The sequence below is a fragment of the Echinicola jeungdonensis genome (assembly GCF_030409905.1).
In the GTDB taxonomy this organism is placed as follows: Bacteria; Bacteroidota; Bacteroidia; order Cytophagales; family Cyclobacteriaceae; genus Echinicola; species Echinicola jeungdonensis.
This window is the reverse complement of the sequence record NZ_JAUFQT010000001.1, coordinates 204,793-225,735: the sequence shown is the minus strand read 5'-3', so window position 1 is coordinate 225,735 and position 20,943 is coordinate 204,793. Positions and strand designations below refer to the sequence as shown.

Annotated in this window: 12 protein-coding genes; 8 read left to right on the top strand and 4 right to left on the bottom strand. The window is 41.6% G+C overall.

Translation table 11 applies throughout. The features are described 5' to 3' along the window. Positions 1-35: 35 nt before the first annotated feature. The 3 genes from QWY93_RS00955 to QWY93_RS00945 form a co-directional block, all read right to left on the bottom strand. Positions 36-1,334: an MFS transporter gene (locus QWY93_RS00955; protein WP_290248798.1), complete on the bottom strand. Its 1,299-nt coding sequence runs from the start codon at positions 1,332-1,334 to the stop codon at positions 36-38. 138 nt (positions 1,335-1,472) lie between these two features. Next, positions 1,473-3,893 carry a glycoside hydrolase family 31 protein gene (locus tag QWY93_RS00950; RefSeq protein ID WP_290246325.1) on the bottom strand — a complete coding sequence of 807 codons (2,421 nt, stop codon included), beginning with the start codon at positions 3,891-3,893 and terminating at the stop codon, positions 1,473-1,475. A gap of 356 nt (positions 3,894-4,249) precedes the next feature. Beyond that, on the bottom strand, positions 4,250-5,281 hold the full coding sequence (locus tag QWY93_RS00945) for a LacI family DNA-binding transcriptional regulator (protein WP_290246324.1): 1,032 nt from the start codon (positions 5,279-5,281) through the stop codon (positions 4,250-4,252). A 367-nt stretch (positions 5,282-5,648) separates the two neighbouring features. On the opposite strand from QWY93_RS00945, the gene QWY93_RS00940 reads away from it, so the two are divergent. From QWY93_RS00940 to QWY93_RS00910, 7 genes are all read left to right on the top strand, one after another. Next, entirely contained in the window at positions 5,649-8,621 is a 2,973-nt protein-coding gene (locus tag QWY93_RS00940; protein WP_290246323.1) for a SusC/RagA family TonB-linked outer membrane protein, read from the top strand. 18 nt (positions 8,622-8,639) lie between these two features. Continuing rightward, positions 8,640-10,229 carry a RagB/SusD family nutrient uptake outer membrane protein gene (locus QWY93_RS00935; protein WP_290246322.1) on the top strand — a complete coding sequence of 530 codons (1,590 nt, stop codon included), beginning with the start codon at positions 8,640-8,642 and terminating at the stop codon, positions 10,227-10,229. Between the two features lie 93 nt (positions 10,230-10,322). Next, positions 10,323-11,363, top strand: coding sequence for a SusE domain-containing protein (locus QWY93_RS00930; RefSeq protein WP_290246321.1), 1,041 nt, complete (start codon positions 10,323-10,325; stop codon positions 11,361-11,363). Between the two features lie 67 nt (positions 11,364-11,430). Then, entirely contained in the window at positions 11,431-14,232 is a 2,802-nt protein-coding gene (locus QWY93_RS00925) for an alpha-amylase family glycosyl hydrolase (protein WP_290246320.1), read from the top strand. Between the two features lie 22 nt (positions 14,233-14,254). Further along, entirely contained in the window at positions 14,255-15,316 is a 1,062-nt protein-coding gene (fbaA, locus tag QWY93_RS00920; RefSeq protein ID WP_290246319.1) for a class II fructose-bisphosphate aldolase, read from the top strand. Between the two features lie 141 nt (positions 15,317-15,457). Beyond that, a complete protein-coding gene (locus QWY93_RS00915) occupies positions 15,458-17,017 on the top strand; it encodes an alpha-amylase family glycosyl hydrolase (protein WP_290246318.1) in 1,560 nt (519 codons plus the stop codon). 287 nt (positions 17,018-17,304) lie between these two features. After that, positions 17,305-17,814 carry an ArsR family transcriptional regulator gene (locus tag QWY93_RS00910; protein ID WP_290246317.1) on the top strand — a complete coding sequence of 170 codons (510 nt, stop codon included), beginning with the start codon at positions 17,305-17,307 and terminating at the stop codon, positions 17,812-17,814. A 419-nt stretch (positions 17,815-18,233) separates the two neighbouring features. Here the strand turns inward: QWY93_RS00910 and QWY93_RS00905 are convergent, their stop codons facing one another. Next, entirely contained in the window at positions 18,234-19,217 is a 984-nt protein-coding gene (locus QWY93_RS00905) for an aldo/keto reductase (RefSeq protein WP_290246316.1), read from the bottom strand. A gap of 904 nt (positions 19,218-20,121) precedes the next feature. Between QWY93_RS00905 and proC the strand changes: the two genes are divergently transcribed. Beyond that, positions 20,122-20,943, top strand: a complete 822-nt coding sequence (gene proC, locus QWY93_RS00900) for a pyrroline-5-carboxylate reductase (protein WP_290246315.1) — start codon at positions 20,122-20,124, stop codon at positions 20,941-20,943.

Below are 20,943 nucleotides of genomic sequence, written 5' to 3'. Positions count from 1 at the left end.
TTCAATAAAGTAAGCAATGGGAAAATTAAAGGTCCTTATGGAGAAAGAACTACATCATCCCGGTCTTCTACAAAAAAGACACAAGCAGCGGCAATAATTAAAATGATACCGGCAGTAAAGAGGGAATAAATAGCCAGGCCGCCATATAAATGTTTAACAATAAAACCTCCAACAAACCCATTGAATATTTGAGGAGCAGTAATAAAGAAATTGAAAATGCCCATATAGACCCCCATTTTTTTGGGAGGAATTGAACCAGCAAGAATGGCATAGGGCATGGCCAAAATACTTGCCCAGGCAATGCCCACACCTACCATAGAAAGATTAAGCATCCATTTCATGGAAGGGTCTGTTACAGAAATCATGGACATCAACCCTAAACCTCCAGCCACCAAACATACCGCATGGGTCATTTTCCGGCCAATTTTTCCGGCAATAACAGGAAGTAAAAGGGCAAATAACGCAGACACCAAATTGTAAACCCCAAAGATCAACCCTACATAGTTGCCTGCTTCATTGAACAGGGCAGAAGAGCGGTCTGTTGCTGGTAATCCCCATACGTGCTGTGCAAGGGCTGGGGTGGTAAATACCCACATGGAAAACAAGGCGAACCAGGAAAAAAATTGCACCAGCCCCAATTGGCGCATGGTTTTGGGCATTTGCCAAAAGTCCGTGAAAATGGCTGATAAGCCCTTGCTTTTTACCTTTTCAGTAGTTCCCTTTTGCTGTTCGGGTGGATATTCTGTAGTCCTTAAAACGGTCCAAAGTATGGTTCCAACTAATATGGAAGCTCCCAGGATAAAGGCAAGAATGACATTCCCAGGGACAATTCCCTCAGAGGCTACCGCCTCTATTCCTACCCATTCAGCAAGGATATAGGGAAGCCATGAACCAAGAACTGCGCCTATTCCAATGAGCAAAGTTTGTACGGCAAACCCCAATGTCCTTTGGTCAGTAGGCAATTTGTCAGCCACCAAAGCTCGGAATGGCTCCATGGCAATGTTAAAGGAGGCATCCATGATCATAAGGAAACCTGCTCCTACCCAAAGGGCAGGAAGGAAGGCAATAAAAAGAGAAGCATTGGGTAAAAGGAATAGGCCAATTGCTGCCAAAATAGCCCCCGCCAGAAAATAAGGTCTCCGCCTTCCCAAGCGGGTCCATGTCCGGTCACTGTAATGACCAATAATAGGTTGGACGATCATCCCTGTAATGGGAGCTACCAACCAAAAAAGAGAGAGGTGTTCCACATCTGCTCCAAAGGTCTGCAAGATGCGGCTGGCATTGGCATTTTGTAGGGCAAATCCCATTTGGATGCCCAAAAAGCCAAAACTCATATTCCATATTTGCCAAAAGCTCAGCCTTTTCTTTTCTCCCTTTTGGGAAGTATTGGATTGATTGATCTTGTTTTTCTCTTCCGGATTATTTTCAGTTTCCTCTGCCTTATTGATTATTTTGGGTTCCATTTCAATCTGTTATTTAAATTTAATGACCATCCTTTTAGGGGAATTATTAATTATTACCCGGGGAAGAACCGGGGTTTCTAAATAAGGTAGTCGATTATCAGGTAATGGGTCAAAATCGGTGATTTTGGGAAGGAAAGCTTCAACTTTATTGGATAGGGCCAATTCCTCCTCTTCCAACTTTACTTTTCGGATATCAAATCCATGGAAAATCAATTCTATTTTCTCAAATGTAGAGGGGAAAGTACCTTTTACCTTATCCAGTGTTAATTCTTGCCGGTCACTGTCTAAAATGATGGCCCTTTGATACCAATGGCCGGATTGGTAATCATGGCTCTGACCATCATCTTCGTAATGGATATATTGGCTTTTACCTTCGCCTTTATAAAGGTGCAACCGGAGATTACCGTCATGTTGTTCACCGGTATGTGCAATCGGTGATTGCATGGGAATAATAGAACCTTCTTTTACGAAAACGGGAAGGTAATTGATAGGAGTATCTAAATAAATCTCCTGTTTTCCTGGATATTGCTTGTCATTGAAAAGGTAATACCAGGTCCCTTCCGGCAGATAAACTTTGGTGATCTCCTTATTGCTTTCCACTGGAGCGATTAATAATTGATCGCAGAAGAGGTATTGATTTTGATAAGGGCCCTCATATATTTTGGTGTCCCTAGAATAATCTATCGTTAAGCTTTTGGCAACAGGGAGACCATTTTTGCTGCTTCTGTAAAATGCTGCATATATCATGGGCAGCATTTGATATCGTAGTTTGACGTAGTTTCTGGAAATTTCTTCCACTTCCTCTCCAAATGCCCATGGCTCCGCATCCTTACTATTGATCATAGAATGGGCCCTGAATAGGGGGGAAAATGCCGCAATGCTCATCCAGCGGGCATAAAGCTGGGGTGAAGCTTCTCCACAAAAGCCTCCCACATCGTAACCTGCAAATGATACCCCGCTTAACCCTAGGCTATTTACCAGTCGAACTCCTAATAACATGTGATCTTCGCTGGAAACATTGTCCCCAGTCCAGGCAGCCGCATAACGCTGGACGCCTGAAAATCCCGCCCTGGTAAGGACAAAGGGTCTTTGGTGGTTTTGAACGGCCCCTTGATGAGCAGCCCTGGCCATTTGCATTCCATAAATATTCCTGGCTTTTCGGTGGCTGACCTGTTCTCCTTCGTAATTGAAATTGATCAGGTTGGGAGTAAATTGCCCCCAGGAAGCAGGTTCATTCATGTCCGTCCAAAAACCTTCCACACCTAATTCAAGGTAATAGGACATTTTTTCTGCCCACCATTTCCGGACTTCTTCTGAAGTAAAATCGGGAAAGGCACACCAACCCGGCCATACCTGCCCTTCATAAATTTCCCCATCTGGATATTTGAGGAAAAGGTCTTTAGATTTTCCTTCTCTGTAGGGTCCATAGGGTTCCTCAACTTTGATGCCTGGGTCCATGATCACAACTACCCGGAAGCCTTTTGCCTTTAAAGCCTTGATCATGGCTTTGGGGTTAGGGAATTTTTCCTGGTCAAAAGTAAAAACCTTGTACTTTTCCATATGGTGGATGTCCAAATAAATGACATCTCCAGGAAAGTCCTTGTCCCGGAAGGTTTGGGCCAGGGTTTGTACTTCCGATTCCGGATAATAAGAATAGCGACATTGCTGATAGCCCAAAGCCCATTTGGGAGGCATGGGGGGAAGGCCTGTTAGCTGGGTGTATGCTGAAATGATCCCGGAAATTTCCTTGTCATGGATGAAAAAATAATCCATATCTCCGTCTTCTGCTGAAAAATAGGCAAAACGGTTATTGGAAGCTCCAAAATTGAAAACCGATTTATGAGTATTGTTCAGAAATATACCATAGGCTCCATTGTGGTGCATCCCCATATAAAAAGGAATGGACATGTATAATGGGTCTGAATCATTGCCATAGGCAAAATTATCAGTATTCCAGTTGGTATAAGCTTTGCCGGCCTTATTGATCGGCCCAGTCTTTTCACCCAGGCCAATGAATTTTTCATCGGATTGCAGCTTTTTATAATTGGTGACCTCGGTGCCTAACCAGGAAACCCCAAAAGCAGGGTCATCTTGATTGAGCACATGGCCTTTTTTATCCAAATAAGTTATGGCGAAATTATCCCTGTCAATTTTAACTTGGATTTTGCCAGTTAATATTAATATTTTTTGTTCCTGGTCAATAATTTCTACCAAACCCTCTTGTGGCAATGAAACCACGCTATAGGGGTTAGGTTTGAAGATTTCTTCCCGGCTAAGCTGAACCCTGATGATTTCGGGTGAGTAAACTGAAATCTCAAAATTGGACTCGGAAGTTTTTCCTTTAATGCCATATGGAGTCTGTTCCCAGGAGATAATGCAACCTGCCGTGATGTTTTGGGAACCATGGATCGATTTGGATACAACGGTCATTTGGGATTGGATTATAAATTGATAAAGAACTAATATTGATGATTTTACTCAACATCTCAATAGGCCATATTTTATTTGGAAAAGCAGCAGGTATTTTTATGGTAATTGGCCTAGGATAATGATGCAGTAAGAATCAATTGAAATTGCTCCATTTTATTTAAATGGAGGCCATTTCAAATTGTTTTTTTACCTTTTGTTAAAAGCTAATTTATAAAGTATTATGATAGTAAAAAATTGGTTGTTTGGGGGTTAAGGACAGAAATTGGCCATTTTTGAGCAGAAATCTGGACGAATGGGGTTATTCAATCGTGTGCATAAAAAAATGAAAATTCTTCAAAAAAAATGAGGGAAGGGACTTATTTCCTCTGAGATGAGCCCCTTACGATTAATTCCGTTTCCAAAACCACTTCTTTTCCTTGGGTTGGCTTTGCCTCTTTTTGATCTATCATTTCCAAAAGCAATTGGGCGGCTTTTTCCCCCATTTGAAAACCCGGTTGAGAAACAGTGGATAGGGGTGGGTCAATCATAGAGGCAAACTGCCAATTGCTGAATCCCACGACTCCCACATCTTTTGGAACTTCTAGCCCCAGGGATTTGATGGCCTTTAGGGCTCCTAAAGCAGCGATATCATTTGAAGAGAAGACAGCATCCGGCCTCTCATTAGGATCAGAAAATAATTTAAGGCAAATTTCTTCACTTTCTTCCGGAGTACCCAATGGGCATTCAATGATCCGATCTTCCCTAATTTCCAGACCTGCATCTTTTAGGGCTGCCTGGTAGCCTTCTTTTCTGTTTTTGCTAATCAATAGGTTTTTTGGCCCGGCAAGATGAAGGATTTCCCGGTATCCTTGCGATATAAGGTGTTGCACAGCCTGATAAGCTCCCGAAAAATCATTTACGGTTACATTTACCACATCTCCCAACTCAGGCGCTCTATCAAAAAATACGACCGGGTAATCATAATCAATGAGTTTTTGAAAATGGGAAAAGTCAGTGGTCTCCTTGGAATAACTGACCAAAAGGCCATCAATTTGATTTGAAATGATAGTGTCCACGCTGGAAATCTCCCTTTCTACCTTCTCATTGGTTTGACATAGAATTACATTATAACCATTTGCATAAGCCACTTCTTCAATGCCGCTGATTACCGTACTAAAGAAAAAGTGGACTACTTCCGGAATAATTACCCCAATCGTGTGGGATTTACTTTTTCTAAGACTCAAAGCCACCGCATTTGGCCGGTAGTTCATTTCCTTAGCCAAGGCTTTTACCCTTGATTTGGTTTCCTCGCTAATACCGGGGTAATCCTTCAATGCCCTGGAAACGGTGGAGGAGGAAATGTTCAAAGCTTTGGCGATGTCCTTTATGGTGACTTGTCCTAGTTTCATGATTTTTTTAGATTTTTCTAAGATTCTAATATAAGTTTTTTGTCGGGTTAATAAATCAATCCCATTAAAAATCCTTCAAGAAGCAAAAATAGATTTTTAGTGGTAATTGTACTTTTTTGTTATAAATTTTTTAACCCATGGAAAACGTTTGCGGTGACGTTTGCATAAAAAATACTCCTGAATTTTCTCCTTGTAAGCTTGTTAAGGGCTGATTTTGTGAGTAAATTATTAATAGAAAGCAGCAGGAAGCCGGGATTGAGACATTGGAATTGCATAAACCTAATCCCGGGAAAAAAGATTTTAATATTAATATTTAAAGAAATTATTGAAAACTCTAATTAACGATTAATCCTAAACCCAAAAAATTATGAAAAACAGTTATACCTTAATAAAGGTAGTATTGGTATCCTTAACAATGTTGCTGGGGTATGGGGGAAATGCCCAGGCCCAAACAGTAGGTGGAACCGTCAGAGATGCAGAAACTGGAGAAACTCTTCCCTTTGTGAATGTTCTGATCAAAGGGACCGCCAAAGGTACCACTACCGGTATGGATGGAAATTATAGTATTGATATCCAAAGTTCAGAGGATATTTTAGTGTTTTCCTTTATTGGTTATGATGCCAAGGAAATTCAAGTAGGAAATAAATCCACTATTGATGTGGAACTGCAGGGAAATACCAAACAACTGGACGAAGTCGTCGTGGTTGGATATGGTACTCAAAAGAAATCGGATCTTACAGGTTCTGTTGGTTCTGTGGTCCGGGATGACTTTAATGCCGGACAGGTAACCAATCCTGAAGAATTGATCACCGGAAAGGTGGCCGGGGTACAGATTACACCCAATGGCGGCTCGCCTGGTTCCGGGGGGAAAATCAGGATCCGCGGAGGGTCTTCCTTGAATGCTTCCAATGATCCTTTGATTGTAATAGATGGTGTTCCAATTGATAATTCCACGGTTTCAGGTGCGGCCAATCCTCTAAGTTTTCTGAACCCCAATGATATTGCCACTTTTGATATTTTAAAAGATGCCTCAGCCACCGCTATTTATGGTTCAAGGGCATCTAATGGGGTAGTTTTGATTACAACCCGAAAAGGAAAAGCAGGTCAGCAAACCAGGGTGAATGCAAGTTCCCTTGTTTCACTTTCCAGGGTGAACAATACTGTGGACTTACTTTCGGCAGATCAGTTTAGGACTGTGGTGGAAGAACAGGCTTCTCCTTCCCAACAAGCATTGGTGGGTGATGCCAATACTGATTGGCAGGATGTCATTTATCAGGATGCTATCAGTTATGATAATAATGTCAGTGTCACCGGGGCACTGAAAGAAGTGTTGCCCTTCCGGGTATCGGTTGGTTATCTGAACCAGGATGGAATCCTAAGAACTGATAATTTGGAAAGGACTTCTGCCAGCTTAAATTTGAACCCTTCCTTTTTTGATGACCGCTTGCATGTGAATTTCAATGTAAAAGGAGTATTGACCAAAAGCAGGTTTGCCAACCAGGATGCTATTGGAGCTGCAGCTGCATTTGATCCAACCAAGCCGGTTTATGATACTGATGGACTGGGAGGCTTTTGTGAGTGGACCAATGATAATGGAACTCCACAAACACTGGCACCAAGAAACCCCTTGGGATTATTGATGCAAAAAAATGATCAGGGTGAGGTGAAAAGAAGTATTGGTAACCTTCAGCTGAATTATGATCTCCCATTTGTGGACGGCCTGAAAGCCAATCTGAACCTGGGTTATGATATTACTTCCAGTGAAGGAGATATTGTCATTCCTTCCTCTTCTGCAGCAGGATTCAATGAGGGAGGATCCATTGACCATTATGAGCAGTCCAAAGAAAATTTCCTGGTTGATTTTTACTTCAATTATGCCAGGGATTTCAAATCTGCCGGAAGTATCAATGCAACAGCTGGATATTCCTTCCAGGATTTTCTTACCATCAATCCTACTTTTGAAAGGGTCAACGAGGAAGGAGAAGTGCTGGAACCTGCAGGCATAGAAACCAGGCCCCAATACCGATTGATCTCCTATTTTGGAAGGGTCAATTATAACTTAAATGACAAATACCTCTTTACGGCTACGGTAAGGGCAGATGGTTCTTCCCGGTTTAACCCGGATAATAGATGGGGAATTTTCCCATCACTGGCAGCAGCTTGGCGTGTAAGTGAGGAGAATTTCCTGAAGGCCAATGAAACACTTTCCGACCTGAAATTGCGGTTGGGGTATGGAGTAACAGGGCAGCAGGATATCGGGTCTTATTTCCCTTATTTGCCACGCTATGTTCAGAGTGATGATGCCTCCAGGTATATATTAGGAGACAGTTACTACACCACCCTGCGGCCGGAAGGTTATGATTCCGACATCAAGTGGGAGGAAACCACCACCTATAATATAGGAATCGATTATGAGTTCTGGAACGGCAAGTTGTATGGTACCCTCGATTATTATTTTAAAAAGACCGATGATCTGTTAGCAGAAATTCCCGTTCCCGCCGGTACAAACTTGACTAACCGCTTATTTACCAATGTGGGAAGCATAGAAAACAAAGGTGTTGAATTTGGGATCAATTATAATGTGGTCAAAAATGCCAATTTGAATTGGGACATTGGTGCCAATTATACTTACAATGAAAGCACTATTACCAGCTTAAGTAATGTGGAGGAAGATGCAGAAGGAATATTGGTAGGTGGAATTAGTGGTGGGACCGGAAATACCATTCAGGTTCATACTGTTGGATTCCAGCCAAATGCCTTTTATGTCTATGAGCAAGTATATGATAATGAGGGCAATCCCATAGAGGATTTGTATGTAGACCAAAATGGAGATGGGCTGATCAATGCCGAGGATCTTATCAGAAATGGTTATCCCAATGCAAAACATTTCTTTGGGTTTAACTCATCTACAAGGTACAAAGGTTGGTCGTTGGCATTCTCCCTTCGGGGAAACATAGGAAACAAGGCTTATAATAATGTCCATTCTGCCAATGCGGCTTACCAAAGCTTGAGGTTTCCTGATTACCTGAACAATATGCCGGTAGATGTATTGAGGACCAATTTCCAGAATTATAACCTAAGGTCTGACTATTATCTGGAGGATGCTTCCTTTATCAGGATGCAAAACCTCTCATTGGGTTATGATTTTGGAAAAATCTTTGGCTCGTCTGTGGGCTTAAAAGCCAATGCAACCGTTCAAAACGTCTTTGTCATCACGGATTATAACGGGGTGAGTCCAGAGATTTCCCCAGGAGTGGATAATAACACTGGGGGAGGTATAGATAATAATTTCTATCCGGTACCCCGAATTTATTCCTTTGGCCTAAACTTCTCCTTTTAACCTAAAAACCCGAATAACATGAAATTGAATTGGATATATAAATGGGCGATGGTATGTGTACTACTTCTACCTTTTGCCGCCTGTAATGATTTGGATCTGGAGCCTTATAATGAGGTGACTTCTATCCAAGTGTATGAAGACTTTGGTAATTACAAAAATGTTTTAGCAAAACTGTATGGAGGCCTGGCAGTAAGTGGCCAGCAAGGCCCAGCAGGAGATCCGGATATCAGTGGGCTCGACGAAGGAGCTTCCACCTATATCAGGGCTTATTGGAAGCTACAGGAATTGCCCACCGATGAGGCCATTATTGCCTGGAATGATGAAGGGCTGCCTACACTGAATACGATGCAGTGGTCTTCGGATAATGGCTTTGTTGCGGCCATGTACTATAGGATTTTTTATCAAATTTCCCTAGCCAATGAATTTATCCGGGAAACCAGTGATGATAAACTTGCTGCACGGGGAATTGTTGATGCCGATCTGGAAACTACAAGGTTGTATAGAGCTGAAGCCAGGTTCCTGAGAGCATTGAGTTACTATCATGCTTTGGATATGTTTGGCAATGTGCCTTTCGTAACTGAAGAAGATGGGGTAGGGGCATATTTCCCTGAGCAAACCAACAGGGCAGATTTATTTGCTTATGTGGAAAGTGAATTGCTGGACATCCTTCCAAACTTGGTGGATGCCCGCCAAAATGAATATGCCAGGGCGGATAAGGCCGCTGCCTGGATGCTCCTGGCCAAACTATACCTAAATGCTGAAGTGTACATAGGAGAGGACAGGTACACCGATGCCATTACTTACCTGAACCAGGTGATCGGAAGTGGCTATTCTCTGGAACCCAATTATAACCACTTGTTTCTGGCCGATAATCATTTATCTGAAGAACTGATTTTCCCTGTAGCCTTTGATGGGGTAAATACGACCAGCTTTGGTGGGACCACCTTCTTGGTCAATGCAGCCGTCGGAGGTACTATGGACCGGGAAGAGTTTGGTATCCCAGGTGGGTGGCAAGGTTTGCGTACCCGCCCGGAAGTGGTTCAGCTTTATCCAGGTACTGATGGTTCTCCAGATGCAAGAGGGCTTTTTCATACGGAGGAACAAAATTTGGATATTGAGGATGTTGCCATTTTTCAGGATGGATATGCTGTAATAAAATACAAAAATGTTACCCGTGAAGGTCAAAGGGGTTCCAGTCCCGGCAATGATCAGGTGGATACTGACTTTCCCCTGTTCCGATTGGCTGATGCCTATTTGATGTATGCTGAAGCTGTATTGAGAGGAGGTTCTGGTGGAGGTGAAGCTCAGGCTTTGGCCTATATCAATGAACTCCGTGAACGTGCCTATGGAGATGCTTCCGGGAATATAACAGCTGGCCAACTTAATTTGGATTTTATCCTGGATGAAAGAGCCAGGGAACTGAAATGGGAAGGCCATCGCAGGACCGATTTGGTCCGGTTTGGCCGGTTTACTTCAGCTGATTATATCTGGCAATGGAAAGGCGGAACCTTTGAAGGAAATGCCGTGGAGGATTATAGGGATCTCTATCCACTTCCAGCAGCAGACCTGACCGCCAATCCCCGGTTGGAGCAAAATGAAGGGTATTAATCCCTTCAATAATTGGGAATGCAGAAGGTAGATGCTGCATTCCCAAATTATAACGTCAATGATAAATTCCCTTTAACCTAAAAAATTGATATAATGAAAAGTATCTATCAAAATATATTTCTTGGACTAGCCCTGTTGATGGCCTGGTCCTGCACAGATGCCCTGGATCCTGTAATCAAGTCGGACCCTTCTGCTCCGGTATTGATGACGCCTTCCTCAGGCACTTCCTTAACCCTTACCTCAGAACAGGAAATGGAAGAAGTTTCCTTTGAGTTTGAGGAAGTGGATTACGGGTTTTCCGCAGCAGTAACTTATACCGTTCAAATGGACCTGGTAGGAAATGGTTTTGCTGAGCCACTCAATGTAGTTATGACCTCCAAATCACCCGCGAAAATTAACTATGGTGATTTCAATCAAAAATTGTTGACTAAGGGTCTTTCTCCCGGGGAAGCTTCTGAAGTTGAATTTAGGGTCAGGTCAAGGGTAAGCCCAGATGTCGATGATGAGTTTTCAGAAACGATAACCATGAACCTGACACCCTATAAAGTGGCATTGGAGTTTCCAAAATTATATATCCCCGGAGACTACCAAGGCTGGAATCCGGCCAATGAAAATACGGTGATCTATGATGATAATGGTGACCAGGTATATGAAGGCTTTGTCCATATACTGGGAGGGTCTGGTGCTTTTAAGGTCAATGAAGAACCCAATTGGGATATTAATTATGGTGATGATGGGGCAGATGGAACCCTTGATGCCAACGGAGATGATATTGTGGCTGAGGGTGTAGGTACTTTTGAACTGACTGTTGACTTGGCCAATAAGACTTTCAGTATCGCTGATCCACTTTATTGGGGTATCATTGGCGATGCTACGGCTGGTGGCTGGGATTCCTCTACTCCCCTGGAGTTTGATCCAGAGGAAAATGTCCTGACACTCACAACGGACCTGACCGCAGGATTAATGAAGTTTCGGGCCAATGATGCCTGGGATAATAATTATGGGGATGATGATGGCGATGGGGTTTTAGAAGCAGGAGGAGCCGATATCTCCGTAGATGAAGCTGGAAGTTATACCATCACCATGGATTTTAAAACCCCAGGAGAGGTAACGTATACTTTGGAGAAAAATTAATAAAACTGTTAAATAAACCCCAATTGACCTTCTGGGGCCTGTTTTCCCGGAGGGTCTTTTTCCAGAAATGAGGATTCAAAATAATCTTAATCTAATATTGGTTTTTATCCTTTGGTTGCTTTGTTTCCAGGTTAAAGCACAGGTTCAAACCCAGCCTGCTTTTCCTGAGGCCAATCAAAGTGTGAAAATCATCTATGATGCCAGTATGGGGACTTCCGGATTGGAAGGGGAGGATCAAGTGTATATTCATATTGGAGCAGTAACAGAAAGCCCTTCCTCGACAGTTTGGAGTATTGTGCCTTTTGAATGGGGGACGGATGATCCCGCTGCCCAAATGACCCGGGTGGAAGGGGAAACGGATATCTGGGAATTTGAACTGACCCCAAATTCCTTTTTTGAAAATCCCAACAGCGAAACCATTTACCGTCTGGGAATGGTATTTAGAAATGCGGATGGGAGCAAAGAGGGTAAATCTGACTCCAATGGAGATATATTTGTGGATTTGGCCCAAGGTTTTGAGCTGAACTTTCTTCAGCCCCAAAGCGAAAGCCAATTGCTGGAAATTGGGGAAGAACTTCAAATTGAAATTATTTCTTCTCAGGAAGCACAGATTTCCTTATCGATCAATGGCAATGAGCTGGCAACTGTCACTTCTTCTACTTCCTTAACTCATACCTTTTCTGCTTCCTCTTCGGGATTGTTTGAAGTGGAAGCCCGGGCTATGGCTGGTGAAGAAACGGTGACTCAAACTATTTATTTAACCGTAGCAGGAGAAAGTCCGGTGTTGCCTTTACCGGCTGGGGCTAAAAAAGGAATTAATTACGTTTCCGACACCGAAACCACTTTGGTATTGGAAGCTCCCGGGAAGGAAAATGCTTTTGTAATTGGAGATTTTAATGGTTGGAAAATCCTTCCCGAATACCAAATGAACCAAACCCCTGACGGGGAATTGTTTTGGTACCATCTGACTGGTCTGGAACCTCAAAAAGAATATATTTTCCAATACCTGGTGGATGGAAATATCCGCATTGCAGACCCTTATGCAGACAAAATCTCCGACCCTTATCATGATCAGGAAATCATCGATCAAAACAGGCATCCTGGACTTTTGCCTTATCCAGGTGACAAGACTAATTTCCAAGCTTCTTTTTTACAAACCGCTCAGGAAGAATTTAATTGGCAATACACAGATTATGAAAAACCTGCTCCTGAGGAATTGGTGATTTATGAGCTTTTGGTTCGGGATTTTGATGAAAGAAGGACTTACAAGGCCGTAATTGAAAAGCTGGACTATTTGCAGGACCTGGGCATCAATGCTTTGGAGTTGATGCCAATAATGGAGTTTGAGGGAAATATTTCCTGGGGCTATAATCCATCCTTTTTCTTTGCTCCTGATAAATATTATGGAAGCAAAGATGACCTGAAAACTCTGATTGATGAAGCCCACAAAAGGGGGATGGTGGTCATTTTGGATATGGTATTGAATCATGCTTTTGGACAAAGCCCATTAGTCAGGTTGTATAATGAAGGCGATTATGGAGCTCCAACTGCGGAAAACCCTTGGTTAAATACCGTGGCAAAACACCCGTTTAATGTGGGCTATGATTTTAACCATGAAAGTACATACACCCAGGATTTGGTGGATTCAGTAAACCATTACTGGTTGTCGGAGTACCATTTTGATGGGTACCGTTTTGACTTAAGCAAGGGATTTACCCAAAAAGATTATGGGAATGATGTAGAGCAATGGTCCCAAAAGGATGATTCCAGGATTGCCCTATTGAAACGGATGTATGAGGAAATCCAATCCCACCATCCTGAGGCCTATGTGATTTTGGAGCACCTGGCTGTCAATAGTGAGGAAAAAATTCTTGCTGACCATGGGTTGATGCTTTGGGGCAATATGAACCATACCTTCCGTGAGATGGCCAAAGGGCAGTCCAGGGATTTTTCCTATGGCTATTTTCAGGAAAGAGCCTGGCAGGAAAATAATTTGGTGGGGTATATGGAAAGCCATGATGAAGAAAGGTTGATGTGGGAAACCCTGAATTTTGGAGACCGCTCCATTGTGGACCTGCAAGCCCTACCTAATGCAATCAATCGGAACCAGCTATTAACAGCTTTTTACTTTGGTATTCCCGCTCCAAAAATGATCTGGCAGTTTGGGGAATTGGGCTATGATGAGGAATTGAACAATGATCGCCTGGGCATAAAGCCAACCCACTGGGAATATTTAGAGAATGAGGAAAGACAAAGGCTATTTCATTTGTACAAGGCCATGATCCAGCTGAAAAATGGATATCAAGTAATGAACCAGCCAGATAATGTAAGTTTAGATCTTGAAGGGAAGGTGAAAACCATTTGGTTAGGGGATGAAGCGTTAAATGTGGTCATTGTCGGCAATTTTGGTTTGACCAATGCCAATCAGGTGAGTTTGGCTTTTCCATTTGAAGGCACCTGGTACAATTATTTGAACGGCGATGAATGGCAGGTTGAAGGCAATTCCAAGGAAATTGAATTAGGTGTCAATGAATTTTATATCCTAACAGATCAATCTTTGCCAATGCCTGAGGGGCAGATTTTAGAAGAAAATTTGATTACAGCCATACCCGAAAAAGGAGGGCGAGGGCAGGAATTAAAGCTATACCCGGTGCCTGCTACAGATAAATTGCATGTGAAAGTGCCGGGTAATATGGTGGATTTTCGCTATAGAATACTGGATATGCATGGAAAAGTCCACAGGGAAGGGGTGAATTACGGAAATGATAACATTTTAGGCTTTCAATTAAAGGATATTAGAGCAGGACTTTATATCTTTGAGCTTTATGACAATCGTCATTTGCTGCGAAAGCAGTTTATCAAACAGTAATCAAACCTAAAACCATTCAATTATGAAATTCAAACCAGGAGTTAAGTACGGTGAAGAATTGAAAGACCTGTTGGATTATGCCAAGGAAAGTGAGTTTGCTATGCCTGCGGTTAATGTGATCAACACCAGTACAGTAAATGCAGTATTGGAAACCGCCAAAAAGGTAAATTCTCCTGTAATCATACAATTCTCTAACGGTGGAGCCCAGTTCTTTGCCGGAAAAGGATTGCCTAATGATAAGCAACAAGCTTCTATTGCAGGGGCCGTTTCTGGGGCCCATCACGTTCACCTTATGGCTGAAGCCTATGGTGTACCTGTTATTTTGCATACCGACCATGCTGCCAAGAAATTACTTCCATGGGTAGATGGCATGTTGGAAGCTGGCAAAAAACACTATGAAGCTTTCAAAAAGCCATTGTTCAGCTCCCATATGTTGGACCTTTCTGAAGAGTCTATTGAAGAAAATATTGAAACTTCTGCCAAATACCTTAATGAATTCAAGAAGCTGGAAATGGCTATTGAAATTGAACTAGGTGTGACCGGTGGTGAAGAAGATGGCGTGGACAACACAGATATCGATAGCTCCAAGCTTTATACCCAACCTGAAGAAGTAGCCTATGCTTACGAAGAGTTGAACAAAGTAAGTGACATGTTCACTGTGGCTGCGGCTTTTGGTAATGTACATGGCGTGTATAAGCCAGGTAATGTGAGTTTGCAACCTAAGATCCTTAAAAATTCCCAAGAATTTATCAGTGAAAAATACGGTTTGGGAGATAAGCCTGTAAGGTTTGTATTCCATGGTGGATCTGGTTCTTCTGTAGAAGAAATCCGTGAAGCAACCGGTTATGGTTCTATCAAGATGAACATTGACACTGATATGCAATGGGCATTCTGGGAAGGTATCTTGAAATATTACAAAGACAAAGAAGGATACCTTCAAACCCAATTGGGTAACCCTGATGGGGCTGAAAACCCAAATAAGAAATTCTATGACCCTCGAGTATGGTTGAGAAAAGGCGAAGAAAACTTCGTGAAAAGATTAGAAGTTGCCTTCGATATGCTAAACGCAATCGACAAAAATTAAGAAAACTTAATTTCTAAGAGAAGGCCGTCTCAAGAGGTTTAATTACAGGGTTCAATTTTCCGGGGAGAATTCTCCAGATTATTTGTTCGGAGTGGTTAAAACTTCAGAGACGGTCTTTTTTTGTTTAAACCCTAAATAATTATGTTGAAAAACCTAAAAACAAACCCGATTTACCTATTGTTGATTTTGTTGGCCGGCTGTAGTACCAAAACAGAAAAGGCCTCTAAAGAAATCAAAAACTACTGGCCTGAAGCGGGTATTACCTATGAAATTTTTATTCAATCTTATTATGATACCGATGGGGATAGTATCGGTGATGTAAATGGAGTAATTCAAAAGTTGGATCATGTCCGGGATTTGGGAGCAAATGCCATTTGGTTCATGCCCATCATGCCTTCTCCAAGTTACCATAAATATGATGTTACCGATTACAAAGCCATTCATCCGGATTATGGTAATATGGAGGATTTTAAAAGATTAATTGAAGAAGCCCATAAACGAGATATTAAAGTGGTGATTGATATGATCATCAATCATACCAGTGATGAACATCCCTGGTTCCTGGAAGCCAAAAAAGGCAGGGATAACCCATACCGGGATTATTATGTTTGGGCACAGGCCGATACTATTCAAGATTACCTGGATAAAAAGACAATCACCCTGGACAGTGACAATATCCGTCAGTGGCATGATCCAGGAAAAGGAAATGATTATTACTATGGGTTTTTCACCGGAGATATGCCGGATTTGAATTTTGATAATCCAAAAGTCAGAGAAGAAATCTATGATATAGGAGAGTACTGGCTGGAGGAAGTTGGTGTGGATGGTTTCAGGTTGGATGCCGCCAAGCATATTTATCCTGATGACCGGGCTGAAGACAACCATGCATTTTGGAAGGAGTTTAGGGCAGAAATGGAAAAGGTCAACCCCGATGTTTATTTGGTAGGAGAGGTGTATGATATGAAAGAGGTGGTGGCCCCATATCTTCCTGGTTTGCCGGCCTTATTCAATTTTGATTTCCATTATACATTATTGGAAGCATTTGAAAAGCAGGATGGAATGTTGCTAGCCAGGAAGCAGAAAGAAATATTGGATTATTATCAGGGGATTACTGATGATTTTATTGATGCCACCATTTCTTCCAATCATGACCAGCCACGGCTTTTGAATGAGTTGGGTAAAGATGAAAACAAAATGAAACAGGCCATCGCCATTTTGATGACCATGCCTGGTGCTCCTTACCTTTACTATGGAGAGGAAATTGGTATGTTGGGCAAAAAACCTGATCCCCATATCAGGGAGCCATTTCTATGGAAAGCCAGGGAAAAAGATGAAGGCAGGACAAAATGGATCCAACCGGAATTTTCTACAGATAAAACCGTAACACCTCTTTCTCAGCAAAAGGAAAATCCCAATAGTTATTATAACCATTATAAAACCTTGATTGAATTAAGAAATACCAATCCAGCATTGGCCATTGGGGAACTGGAATTGGTGGAAAATGGCTTTCCTAAAGCTGTTATGGCTTTTAAGCGGAAAGTGGGAGAACAAGAGTTATTTGTACTTCATAATGTAGGTGAAAATGAAGTAGAGGTTGAATTGGCGGAAAATTTGCACAAAGCGGTATATGCTTTGAATGGAGCTGCAATGAAGGAAGGAAAGGTGATTTTACCGGGAAATGGATCCTTAGTTTTGGAATAGGGGTATTATTAATGCCAAAATAAAAATAGCCCTCGTTTCAAACGAGGGCTATTGTGTTTCCATTTCAATTGGGGCCTATTTTTATTTTCAGACTTTTTATGAAAAAATGAATTTATTAGGTTTTGTATTCACATCCCTGCACTTTTTGACAATAAAATTGTTTTTTAATTGAATTAGAGTAAATTTGTTACTCATGAGTAATAATTTTACTCATGCCTATCCCTCCAGATTGGAGATAAGGAAAGGGGCAAATGTAACCTTCATTTTAGCCACAATTTTAAGCATCCATGCTGGATATACTGATAACATCTAAAACAAGGGTGAAACTCCTGATCAAGTTTTTTACCCAGGATACCAATAAAGGGTATCTCCGGGGATTAGCTGAGGAGTTTAAAGAATCTACCAATTCCGTGAGGGTGGAGCTAAACCGCCTTTCTGAAGCAGGGATACTTGACTCTGAGCAGGAGGGAAATACCAAATCCTATTTTGCCAACCAAAAGCATCCACTTTTTAGGGAGATGAAAAGCCTGGTGGCCAAGTACCTCGGTTTCGACCGTTTGGTGGAAGTGGTGATCAAAAACCTGGGAAATGTGCAAAAGGCATATGTGATCGGAGATTATGCCAAAGGAATTGATTCCGGAACAATAGAGTTGGTATTGGTAGGCAAGGAAATCAATAAGGAATACCTGGATTTTTTGATCGAAAAAGCAGAAAACAAAATTCAAAGAAAGGTAAAGGTGGAAGTGTTAGAAACTGAGCCCGCAGGCCTCAATGGGGTAGTTGTTTTTGATCTTTGATGAATTAGGTTATATGAAATTTGGTCGTTTTTGAATAAACTCTTTTTATTGTTCAACCCCTAATGGGCTTGGTAGGACTGCGCAATATATTCCACTCCGGCTTACAACCGGAGTTATTCCTGTAGAAGCCTTAACAGGCTTTTTTTTAATTTTAATAGTTTAAGGGATTAAAAAGTGTCAGCCCCATTTTCCAGAGAAAAAATAATAAGGTTAAAAAAAAGCCCTAATGGATTTCCTCCAAAAGGGCTTTGATAATGGAATTCAATTAACCTATTCTTACCTGAAGGCCGTGCAAATTAATTGAATCCCCAAGCCAAGGGTAATTTGGACAATTGGCTGGTGTCCATTGATAAATCTTCAACTTAATTTGGCGAACTAAATTGGTGTTATTGCGCAAACCGTGATTTGAGCTTTTATTTTTAATTGTTCACCAATTTAAAAGCACCTGGAGTATAACGGTCACCTTCTACCTTTATGGCCTCAGTAAATTCCCGGATAGACTTGGCTTCTTCTTTGGTCAGGGAAAGGTCAATGGCAGCAATATTTTCCTCCAGGTATTTTACTTTTTTAGTCCCTGGAATCGGGATGATATCATCTCCCTGGTCAAGTAACCATACCAGGGCCAGTTGGGCAGGAGTGCATTTTTTCTCCCTGGCAATTTCTTCCAGCTTTTCCACCAACCTTTTGTTATGCTTAAAACTTTCCTCCTGAAAACGGGGAAGCTTTTTCCGGTAATCATCATCTCCACTTGGTGCCTCTTTCATTGCGCCAGTTAATAGTCCCCTTCCCAATGGACTATAAGGGATAAAACCAATGCCCAGTTCCCGGCAAAGTGGAAGGATTTCTTTTTCCACATCCCTGGTAAACAGTGAATATTCTGTTTGTAATGCGGTAATGGGATGGACTGCATGGGCTTTTTTTATGGATTCAGGAGATGCCTCTGACAAACCAAGGTAACGTACTTTGCCCTCTTTGACCAATTCAGCCATTGCTCCTACGGTTTCTTCAATGGGAACTTTGGGATCCACCCGGTGGCTATAATAAAGGTCGATGGTGTCCACTCCCAACCTTTTAAGACTTGCCTCGCAAGCTTGTTTTACATATTCTGGGCTTCCATCAAAATAAGTTCCAGGCTCGGATTCCCTTTGCCTGAATCCAAATTTGGTAGCCAGGAATATTTTATCCCTATTGCCTTTTAAGGCTTTTCCAATCAATTCTTCATTATGACCATTGCCATACATATCCGCTGTATCCCAAAAATTGATTCCCAAATCCAGGGAATGGGAAAGAGTTTTGGCAGATTGCTGGTCATCCCTGGGGCCATAAGCCATGCTCATCCCCATACAACCCAGCCCGATGGCCGATAATTTTCCCTCAGTATTTCCAAGTTTCCTGTATTTCATAGCGGTTCGTTTGGTATTTGGATAATGCCCCAAAGGTAAATCAATGCTTTTGAAAATCTAAATTCCTTGATGGAATTGGTTATTGGGTAATTTGATTAATCCTTATTTGTGATTAGATAAATAATAATTGTGATTTGTTTATTGGAGAATCAGGGTAGGGCTATCAAGTTACCAAATCAACAATTTGCTGAATAAAAAGTTACAAACCGGCTCCCTCTCCTTAAAGGGAAAGAGCTGGGGAGAGGGTCCTTTTCATTAAATTAGGATTTGTGATTCGATAATAGTGATTCAAATGTTAATGTTTAATGTCTTTCATTGTTGGCTAATCTCTTGACGGTTAATACAGTTAACAATTAACATTTATAAATCAGATTTCGGTAAAGGGATTGTTTTTTATCGCTGATTTTTCCAAAAAGTTGAAAAGTCCGACCTCTATTTCCGGGATTCAGGTGGGTACGGGCAAGTCAAGCCAATTTTATTTAGTATATTGGTGTATCCAGTTGCCGGAAGGGTATTGGATAAACTTATTCTTGGGACCCCATGTTATTATTTAGCCGCCCCAAAATGCCGATCCTTGAAAAAAAGGTGTTGTGACAGAATGTCTGTTGAAATGAGGGGTAGAAATCAGTAAAAAACCAAAAGCTGACTTTTTTTCAGTTTAATTAAGGATTTGGCAATAAATAACCGATTTTTGGGGAAAAAGTTAAAATAATTGAGGATATCGAATATAATTAAGATATTGATAAAACGGACATGTACTTGTCGGTGACATAATGACCCATAAAAGGGGTTATTTTTAATAATTGGCATCCCTGCACGAAGATTGTGGCATGAGGGATAAAAATAAGATTAGATTGGAGAAAAGCTCCATTTAAAATTTATATTAACCTATCTAAATATTACTATGAAAGTTCTCGTAATCGGTGGAGGAAACATGGGCTTGACCTATGCTGAAGCCATTGCTAAATCTAGATTTCTTAAAGACCGTGATTTATTGATCCTAGATGCTTCCAAGGAAAAAACGGAAGAATTAAGGAAAAAAAGTCATTTTGCGGTTTATGAATCGCTTAATGATTGTGTTCCTATAGCAGATGTGATTTTTATTGCGGTTAAGCCTTATCATGCTCAGGCACTCATGGAAGACTTGAAGCCATTGGTAAGTGAAGGGCAGATTTTTATTTCTTTGATGGCGGGTGTGACCATCCAAGCCCTCAAAAACGGATTGGGAAGAAATAAAGTAGTAAGAGCCATGCCTAACTTGCCAGCACAAGTTGGTAAAGGTTTGACTTCCTTTACTGCTTCGGATGAAGTTTCCCGTTTGGAACTTTCCACAGTTGAAAATCTGCTTGATACTACCGGCCGTTCTGTAAGGTTGGATACTGAAAATGATGTGGATGCCTCTACTGGTATTTCAGGTAGTGGCCCGGCTTACATTTTCTATTTTATGCAATCCATGTTGGAGGCTGCCCGTAAAATGGGATTCTCAGAACATGATTCTAAAGTATTGGTAGAGCAGACCTTTGCTGGAGCAGTGGAATTATTTGCCTCTTCAGACTTGGATCCAGAAGCGTGGATGAACAGAGTAGCTTCTAAAGGTGGTACCACCAGAGCTGCATTGGACTCCATGGAAGATAATAATGTGAAAGCCTTGATTCAGGAGGCGGCCTATGCAGCATTTAACAGGGCCGTTGAATTAGGTAAGGAATATAGTGATAGTGATGCCTAA